This is a genomic window from Pseudomonas bohemica (genome assembly GCF_002934685.1).
Classification (GTDB): Bacteria; Pseudomonadota; Gammaproteobacteria; order Pseudomonadales; family Pseudomonadaceae; genus Aquipseudomonas; species Aquipseudomonas bohemica.
Genome location: NZ_NKHL01000056.1, coordinates 4,463 through 13,494, shown reverse-complemented (window position 1 = coordinate 13,494; position 9,032 = coordinate 4,463). Strand labels below are relative to the sequence as shown.

The following is a 9,032-nucleotide window of genomic DNA, read 5'->3' as shown; positions in this document are numbered from 1 at the left end:
TTGCTTCATCATCGAAAAGCTCGGCGATTGGTGTCCGGGGATTCTGCCAAATCAGGAAGTCTTTTTCAGATTTTCCCTAGCTTCAACTGTGATGGTAATTTTTCCAGGCGCTTTCACTTTCATATCTGATTTTCCTCACTCACCAGGTCTGGCAGCTTTTGCATAATCAATCTGTCCTGCTGCTACAGCGTGCCTAGCTTGAGTAAGCACTGAATTCTCCGCTTGGCTCGCGGTTCTGCCTTCACCGACAAAACGCGAATTTGTCAGAGACCCGTCCGTCAGGCCCAACAGACCCATGCAACGATAAGAGGCCGGGGCAAGTTTCTCCGCTGGTCTAAGCGTTATGTCGTGCTTGTCATCAATTCGGTAAGTGGCCATGTCGGTTTTCCTTGGCCCTAGTGACGGATGGTTTAGAACAGCCAATCAAGGGAGATATCGCGCTGGTCGCGAGGACGCTCCGGCGTCGCTGGACGAACAAATTCTTCATGGCAAGGATCGCACAACGTGTAGCAAACACCGGCCGTCATATAGCTTTTGGCCGTCGGCTGCTGCGTACTGCAGCGATCGCAGCAAAGACAAAGCTGTTTCATAGGCATGGTCGTTTTCGAGGACGCAAAGACGGGCGTCCCTCTACGTCAGCGGCCCCGGCTTTTGAGGGCCAGGGCTTGGGGTGCAGCTGAGCGACCTTTCCATAGCTCGGACAGCCCACTGGCAGGTGGTAAACATTGCTATTGCGGTTGCCAATCACCAGCGGGATCGAGCTAGAGGCGTATCCACCAGATACCTGGTGCTGAACTGGCTCGCTCCGATTTCGGATAGAGCATGTGGGTCAGTAAAAATCAGCTGAAGCAACCCCGGGCGCAAGGCCCGAGGCTGTAAAGCGGGGCTCAGGCTGCAAGCGTCGCCAGCGCAAGACGTCTTTCCTGGATGCAGAACTTCTCGAGCAGTTTGAGTGCTCCTCCGAAAATTATAGCGCCTGAATAGGCGATATCTGTCAGGACAAAGGCATCCGGTTCACAGAATGGCCATTTCACTTGGTTCGCCGCCACCTTGACCATGGGCGCTATGGACGGAATATTGTTGGTCACCCCGCCAGCTACCACGCGTTCGATAATTACGTGAATAACAATGCTGACGATGGCCACTACTATCGCCGCGATGATGCCTACGATTAGCGCCATAATTTTGCCCCCCACCCCGCCGGCTACCGCGGTGGCAACAGCGGCAATTGCACCGAGGATCGCTTCGGTGACCACAATCCACGTCGCGATGTCTGTGGTGTTCTGCACGTCCGGGTCGCCAACCATGGCATATACCATGACCTGTTCACCCTTGTCGTTCGTTGCCAACTGCAGTGTCTGCTTGGTGACGATGCGTGTATAGGCGACGATGCCCGGAGAGATGTCCGTGCGTATCTTGCACTCGGTACGGATGTACGATTCGTCAAAGTTGATATCGAATTTCTCTGCCACCGGATGGTAGGTGATTGCCCCGTATTTGACGCTGTCGAGCTTTATATCCGTGGCGGTTATGGAGGTGCCGGCCGCGTCTAGAGTGAAATTAGCCGCTGTGGTGTCTTTGAAGATGAAAGGTAGTGCCGCCAGCAACTGGTATTTGACGAATATTTCACGGCTGATTAGGAAGTTGGCGTTATTGTCCGCGGCCAGCAACACGGCTGGTAGTTGGTTCGGTAAGCCTGTAGCGTCGCGTCCATTCGTCATTGACAAAACCCCAAAGATGCTGCTTTCCTCGGTGTTCTTATCGGTGTAGGCATAGCTCATGGACGTTGCCCGCAGCCATTTGAAATCTTCGCTATCCTTACCCATGTTGTTGATCACCACTGTGCTAAACAGGGTGTCGAACTTCTTCAGGTTCTCCGGCTTGTTGAGCCAGTTCTCGAGTACCCCACGCATAATGCTGGGATCGATCGGGGGCAGTATGTTGTTTGGGTCATTGAGGGCAATTACCGCGGCGATCGGGTCGTTAGGGTCCGTCGCCTTTGTGTTGATCTGTAGGTCGTACTTGCCGTCGGCGGCTGATACCGGATTGGGTAGTGGGAAGTAGTTGAGTTTGACGTAGACCTCCGCGGACATTCCAGCAACTTGGTATGTTTTGCCGTTTAAACCCTTGTAGGTACCATCGCCGAACGGAATGCGGATTTTGACGTTGCGCCCATCACCACCGGTGGTGATTGACCAGGCATCGAAGTTAGCCTTAAGCGAGAAGCTGTCAAGTACGGCGTCTATGTTGCTCGGGTAGGTCTTCTCCAGTGCAATACGCTGGTTGAGAGCCGAAACTCGGCAGATACTCACGGTGTCCCAGCCATTTGTAGTAACGGTGCTGGTCAGCGTTGAGGTATCGGTGAGCAGTTGCGCGACCTGCAAGGCTTCCTCAGAGCTGTACACAACTTCAGCGTTCTGGTAGAGGGGCGATTCGCGCAGAGTCTGGCGAATGGTTTCGTTGAGGTGATCGAGTCGCAGCGAGACAGGCTGGGCGAACCCAGACAGCATGACCTTGCTTTCTTTGCTCATGATATAGCTCCTTGGGTGGGGTGAGTCACACGTACTTAATGACAAGGGCCTCAGCGAGATAACTCGACTGGGCTGTATGTGTGGCATTGCTCCATGACACACAATCGATAGCATTTGCCTTGACCGAACCGCCTCGCGTAGCGATGGAGCTGATCAAATCATCGGAGATGACGGCAGCAACGATTTTGGTGATTAGGCCGACGACAGGTAAAAGCCAGGACAGGTACCAAGGGATATCAACCTCTTTATTGAAGTTGGACGCCTGCTTGGCAAAGTTGACGGTGTTGCCATTAAGGACCAACTTCATCCTCACCCAGCCGTTCCACTTCATGTCGATGCCGGCGTAGAGGTCGCAATCACCTTCGTAGTCAATGGAGATGTTGTCTCCGAGAATACGCGCGGGGTTGCGCCCAGCGAAGACGATGGGGGTGTACCAGATCAGCCCGGACTTGATGGCGTTCATACGCAAGTTTGGGACATTCACTATTTGCGGTTCGTCGAATCGGTAGTCCCCCGTGTTTGCGCCTTGGTAGAGCTGAAGTAGCCCTGGCAGGATCAGATGTTCGAGCACCATGCGTGCCGAAAGCACGTAGCAAGATTGCCCGCCCGGGCTGATACCTGAGACATCGATGTCCAGTGGCAGTCCCCCAATTTCGCGATCGGTGCAGACGGCCATAATCGCCAGGAAGCCAGAGTCGAGGTAGGCATAGGTGCTTTTGCATGGCCTGGCCCATTCTGGCGCACTGCTTTTGGAGAAGTTGATAGTTGCGAAGGTATGGGTGAACTGCTCGGGGTGTTCAACCAAGTAGTTACAGATTCCGTCCAGTACAACCGTGGCGAGAGGGCCAAGCGTACCGCTGGGGTCTTGGAGGGTGATCCCTCGTAGCCAGCCGCCTTCGTCTCCTTGCAACTCATTCAACTGATTGGCTTTGTGCAGGAAAGCGGACCTCAGTTGCATTTGTCCGGCACACTGTGGCAACAACGAGAGGGTGACTTCGATAATGGCAGCCGTGCCGGTCAGGGACCTGCTGGTGCCCCCTGAGTCGAAGAAGCCCGACCGGATTGGCATACGCAGCCGCAGTAAACGGCCGCCACCACCATTTATGACCGACCAGCAATCGAAAACCCCCTGTAGTAAGTAGCCTTCGCTCGGATCGTAGGAAAACTCATGGTCAAGCGACGGCCAACTTGCCGCCATATCACTGTTAACGCTTTCTTGGCGAACGACGCTGATGGTGTCCCATCCTTTTGTCTGCATGAACGAACCCTCCGGGCGCACTTGGTAGGCGCCGCGTTCCATGGGTGAGTGGAAAACTATGTCGAGAAAGACAAAGCCAAGGCAGGCCTCAATCAGGCGGTACGATGGGTTTGTCGTCGTACAGGAGGTTTGGTGGTAACCATAGAACGGGGTGAGTTTGCATGAGTCTGAAATCCGTTCCAGTTGGTGATCACAACAGGCAGCATAGTTGAGACGCGGAGCCAGGCAAATGCGATGGCAGATCGTTTTGCGATCAAACGGCGCGAGTCCTATGACAAAAGAGTCTTTGTGCCATCTGCTGGCAGTGCGCCACTTCATTCATGCCTCGGCAGACCTTCTCAGCGGGAGGACGCCACCAGGTAGGCCAGCTCATTCGCGTCAAGGAGCCACAGCTAAGTGGTCTACTCGTTAGGGAGGACAAACATGTCAGTTTGTTGGCTCTCTGGATCTGCTTTCGGCGGATTCAACGCGTGCCCCAACTGCCGGCACACCTCGGCGAGCCACGCCTTGTAGGGAGTGTTTTTTCGCTCTCCCTACGGGTATGCCTCGGCCAGCGCCTTTCGGAGGGCCTGCTGGTCGCTTCGCCCTACACCTCCCCAACAATCGGTGCTGCTTGATCTGCCCAGGACATAGCGTTTTCCTACCTGAGCCAAGCTTTGTGATAAATCAGGGGGAAAGCTTGGTCGCATTGGTCAATCAAGGCACCGAAGCGCACAGCGAAGTCATGGTATTCGGATTGATCGTCCGGCCCGAATTCCTCGCTCAGAAAGGCGCCAATGTCGCTGTCGTAGACACGGCTCCTTTCTGGATCGGACGTCACCCTGGCTGCGATGTAATGAGCGGCCAGGCTTGCAGCGGTTTTCAACCTTGAGTCGGTGTAAATCACCTCATCCTCGGCAAGCGCAGGAAGAGTGAACGGGTTTGTTGGATCGGTCATGGTTTTTTCCGTTGTTCGTTGAGCTGGTGATGGACGGGGTGACTTTTCGCCCTGGATGGCATCAGCCAGCAAGCCCATCAGCGCGGTAGTCGCGTTCAGGTAGCCAGTAACGTTGTGCAATGCTTCTAACTCCCGGCATATACATAAACGCTCGATCCCTTCGCTCATTTATTCGTCTTACACCTCGCCGAGCTGATTCCGAACCTCAATATTGAGGTTGGTAGCCAGCCGATCAGCTTCAGTTTCATATCTTTCGATCAAGGCATTGCGGCCCTTGCTGCCAAGCTTGTGTTCTGTGACTCTCAATTCAAAATCCGCCTTACGGTAGCTGTTTAGAGCATTCAGCAGGTCCCCCTCAAGATGAACAGTCAATGAGCCAACTTTCGCAGGTGGCGTTTCGTGTGTCATAGGTCTAGCTCCTGTATGGCGAAATTTAGACGGGCTGATTATCTACTCGGTCATGCCGGACAGCGCAGAAAGTCCAAATTATTATCCTCACTCACCAGGTCCGGCAGCTTTTGCATAATTAATCTGTCCTGCTGCTACAGCGTGCCTAGCTTGAGTAAGCACTGAATTCTCCGCTTGGCTCGCGGTTCTGCCTTCACCGACAAAACGCGAATTTGTCAGAGACCCGTCCGTCAGACCCAACAGACCCATGCAACGATAAGAGGCCGGGGCAAGTTTCTCCGCTGGTCGAAGCGTTATGTCGTGCTTGTCATCAATTCGGTAAGTGGCCATGTCGGTTTTCCTCTAAATGCCGAGTGCTTTACGAATCTCTGCCTTCGCATCGTCTTTGCCTGCGTCGTATCGAGCGTCGCAAAGGTGGGCCATCGCGCTACGCACCAATTGCGGCAGCGGATAAACCCGCACCGGCTGATCTGGCGTGCCATGGTTGTGAACGATTTCCCAACCCCCACTGAACACAGTGCCGTAACCTTAGGCTTTGCCATGACCCAGTTCCACATCTGCTGGTAAATCAGAAAGCGGGCATTCCACATGATCGGAGTTGCAGCACGCTGCCGCAGCCGAAAACAGTGCGAAAGTACCTTTACAACCGCCGCAGCGGTAAACCGGCTGACTGCTCATATCGTATTTTTCCATTGTGTCAGTGAATGTCGGCAACCGACTCACTGAATCGGCTCACGACAGGCTAGGGATACCGGGCTTATTTGCCCTGGGTCTGCAGCTCTGGTTGCCCCTCTTTACTCGCAAGCCCCACCATCCAATGACCGCCTGGCTCCATGGCTGCAGTTAAAAGGTCGTAGGTTTTAATCATGTCGATCAATCCTGAGTGCCCATACACACTGGGTGAAAAGGCTGGGTCGGTGCGCTTTAGGTAGGCCCCCAGCAGGCCGGCTGTCACCTTCCCCTCTGTTGCCCCACTGGCCAACAACGACACAGCCTCTACAACAAACTTGGGCCTCCGCTTAACCACAGGTGATCCATGATCCTCCTTGCCCGAACCCGTTTTGGGAGAACAGTCAGACGGGGTACCCAGGGTGGTGGCCGCCATTGGCTCCGCTGCTGGAGCCGGGCGGCTCCACTCGAAGAACTGGTCACTTGCATTCCGTAATGCGTCAGGTGTTTTAGTCTCACCAACAATGCACACTGATGCGCCACGCTCGCGGAGCTTGCGGCAAAGGTAAGCGAAGTCAGAATCACTGGTGACCAAGCAGAACACGTCAGCTCTATGGTCAAAAAGCGCTTCCAGTGCGTCAAGGGCAAGGGCTATGTCGGATGTATTTTTACCAGAGGCGTATTGGTACTGCAGGCAAGGCGTGAAAGCCTGGCGCACCAAAGCTTCCTGCCATTTGTTTGCGAGAGTGGCATGATTGCCATAGCCACGTCGCAGAACGATTCGGCCAAACTGTGCACCCACTCGGAGAGCATGTTCTAAAACGTCAGGTGAGACATTGTCGCAGTCCACCAGCACGGCAACGCGTGCTTCACCAGGTGTAGGGTGAGAGGCCATCTTCGTTTTCCGTCAACAAATGGGTTGGATGAAATCAGAGGCCAGCGCCGCCATCGGCGTTGATCCCCTCGGTGATGTTTTCGCAATCGTCCATCCAGCTCAACATGGCGGCATGCTCGCCAAGGTAGCGACGGTCGTTCAAATGCCCTTTCGGACAGACCAAGACGGCACCGTCGAAGACGCGCAGCGCCAAACCCGCTTTGTCGGCCTGGGCCATTGCCAGCCGGAGTGCTTCTGTTGCCTTGCGCTGCGCAGTGTTCATGGGTCGTTTTCCTATGTTCTGAGTACCGCTCCGGATGGGGCGAGCATGTTCATGATCAGGCGTATCAACGTGTCCTTCTGCGTCGGATCAGACTCGGCCACCAGGAGCGCCAGTGCTGCTAGTCCAATGTCGTTGATAACCGGCTGGCTCGCCGCATCTAGCAGGCGGCCATTGCGGTGCAGGAAATCAACGAACAGGAAGGCCCCACTGCGCTTGTTGCCATCGACAAAGGGATGGTTCTTGATAACGAAATACAGCAGGTGTGCGGCCTTGGCCTCGACGCTTGGATAAGCGGGCTCACCGAACACACTCTGGTCGAGGTTGCCAAGCAGCGCAGCAAGTCCGTCGCTGCGCTCGTGGGCGAACAGCTCGGTGGCTTCGCCACGAGAGATAAGGCAGGCTTTGAGCTTTTCCAGCGCCAGGCGTGCTACGGCCGCCGAAGGCAGACTCCCTCCAGCCTGCACCAGAGGCTCCGTCAGCAGACCCTCGTCATAGCGTTGCAGCAGCAGGAAGGTTTGCGCATAGCGGCTGACTATATCAGCCAAGCCACGCCCAGCATCGGAACTGATTTCAGGGTTGGCTGACAGCCGCCGAACCATGCTCAGTGCCGCCTCCAATTCGCGAGCGTTGGCCTCGAAGCGCTGACGGTTTAAAGTGTAGCCGCGCGTCAGGTGGTCTCGAAGAATCTGAGTGGCCCATTGGCGGAAACGCACACCTTCCGCTGACTTCACCCGGTAGCCTACGGAGATGATCACATCCAGGTTGAACTGCTCCACCTGATAGGTTTTTCCATCGGCCGCAGTATGTGCAAATTTTGCACATACTGCTTCACGAACCAGCTCACCCTCGGCAAAGACGTTGCGGATATGGCGGCCAATCACAGTGCGATCACGCCCGAACAAATCCGCCATCTGTTCATGTCTCAACCAAACTGTTTCGCCTTGGAGGCGCACTTCGACTGGCTGATTCTCCGCTTGGTAGATGGTGATTTCGATTTGATCTTCCATGCACGTTTTCCGTGGATTCAGCTGTGTTTGCCGAGGCCAATCTGCTTCATCCCCTGTTGCTGGTTCACCAACTGAAGCTGCTGCTTGTCGAGCGCATACAGCTCCTAGCAATCCAACGCGTAGAAGCCAACATTGCCTAGCATCTTCGCGGCCAGATTTCGAACGCCCAACCGAGCGGCCAGCGCTACTACGGTAACAAAGCCGTGTTCAAAATCACTAAGGGCCTTGGGTACTTTCATTCTGCATTTCACGGACGGGAAATTCTGCTCTTAACCTCCTGCCAGCACCGGGTGATTTCCTTGCCTACAGGCCCTCGTATCGGTTTGACAGCAACAAAGTCCCGGACGGTGATGTTTTCAAGTAGCCATTCATCTGACCAACCTGCCCATTCGCCGACCATAGACCTGAGATTGTGCTGGAGGATGGGGAAGAGCTCGTTCCACAGAATACTGTGCGCCTGCTCAGGCGTGTAACTGCTCTCCTGAATCGTCCGAGCTACAAGATCGAATGTAGTATCGTTGACCTCTGTGTCCAAGAAGAACTCCGAGAGCACTTGCCAGAGTTTCAGACGGTCACCGTCAACCGCAGTCATTGGGGCCGCCCTGCCGAGTGGAGCAGCGGATTCTCGTGTGCACCTGGTGCGCTTTCCTCAATCTATCTTTTTCATGTGTGAGAGACCGTTTTTAAACCAGTCTTGGGCGCCGCCGAGATTGCCGCTATCGATCTGCGCAATCACTTCCTTTAATCCAGAAACAGCTTTGTGCGGTGCGAGTTCGCCGCTTGCTACTGCATCGAACACGGAATCGAGCATACGATCCAACGCATCGATATCGGGGTCATCCAGCAGTGGTTCTCGTTCACTGAACATAATTTCCAACCATCATCGCGAAGCGCGAAAACCGAGCCTCTTCTACGTCGTCGGCCCCGGTTTTGGGCCGGGGCTTGGGGTACAGCGGCATACGTTTTCCTTACTCAATCAGCACTTGAATGCGGGCCAGTACATCGTCCATCACCACCTCGGGGACGGCCTCTACGCGCTTGCCCCCACGGGCCTCAAGATCAACA

At 54.8% G+C, this 9,032-nt stretch carries 9 protein-coding genes; all 9 read right to left on the bottom strand.

Features of this window, described 5'->3' with window-relative positions:
• Positions 1-887: 887 nt before the first annotated feature.
• The 9 genes from CE491_RS01025 to CE491_RS00975 all read right to left on the bottom strand — a co-directional run bounded on the left by CE491_RS01025 (position 888) and on the right by CE491_RS00975 (position 8,835).
• On the bottom strand, positions 888-2,531 hold the full coding sequence (locus CE491_RS01025) for a TULIP family P47-like protein (RefSeq protein ID WP_110946518.1): 1,644 nt from the start codon (positions 2,529-2,531) through the stop codon (positions 888-890).
• A gap of 25 nt (positions 2,532-2,556) precedes the next feature.
• The gene (locus CE491_RS01020) at positions 2,557-4,107 is read right to left on the bottom strand and encodes a TULIP family P47-like protein (protein ID WP_234407464.1); all 1,551 of its coding nucleotides are present in this window, start codon (positions 4,105-4,107) and stop codon (positions 2,557-2,559) included.
• 322 nt (positions 4,108-4,429) lie between these two features.
• A complete protein-coding gene (locus CE491_RS30110; protein WP_199884930.1) occupies positions 4,430-4,894 on the bottom strand; it encodes a hypothetical protein in 465 nt (154 codons plus the stop codon).
• 9 nt (positions 4,895-4,903) lie between these two features.
• Positions 4,904-5,134 carry a hypothetical protein gene (locus CE491_RS01005; RefSeq protein WP_110946516.1) on the bottom strand — a complete coding sequence of 77 codons (231 nt, stop codon included), beginning with the start codon at positions 5,132-5,134 and terminating at the stop codon, positions 4,904-4,906.
• A gap of 757 nt (positions 5,135-5,891) precedes the next feature.
• Positions 5,892-6,698 (bottom strand): NYN domain-containing protein, encoded by an 807-nt coding sequence (locus CE491_RS01000; RefSeq protein WP_110946515.1) that lies wholly within the window; start codon positions 6,696-6,698, stop codon positions 5,892-5,894.
• Between the two features lie 34 nt (positions 6,699-6,732).
• Positions 6,733-6,960, bottom strand: a complete 228-nt coding sequence (locus CE491_RS00995; RefSeq protein ID WP_110946514.1) for a hypothetical protein — start codon at positions 6,958-6,960, stop codon at positions 6,733-6,735.
• Between the two features lie 11 nt (positions 6,961-6,971).
• Complete coding sequence (gene rhuM, locus CE491_RS00990) at positions 6,972-7,967, bottom strand: virulence protein RhuM/Fic/DOC family protein (protein ID WP_110946513.1); 996 nt, start codon at positions 7,965-7,967, stop codon at positions 6,972-6,974.
• Positions 7,968-8,214: 247 nt separating this feature from the next.
• Positions 8,215-8,559: a DUF7079 family protein gene (locus CE491_RS00980; RefSeq protein WP_110946512.1), complete on the bottom strand. Its 345-nt coding sequence runs from the start codon at positions 8,557-8,559 to the stop codon at positions 8,215-8,217.
• 57 nt (positions 8,560-8,616) lie between these two features.
• Positions 8,617-8,835: a hypothetical protein gene (locus tag CE491_RS00975; protein ID WP_110946511.1), complete on the bottom strand. Its 219-nt coding sequence runs from the start codon at positions 8,833-8,835 to the stop codon at positions 8,617-8,619.
• Positions 8,836-9,032: the final 197 nt, after the last annotated feature.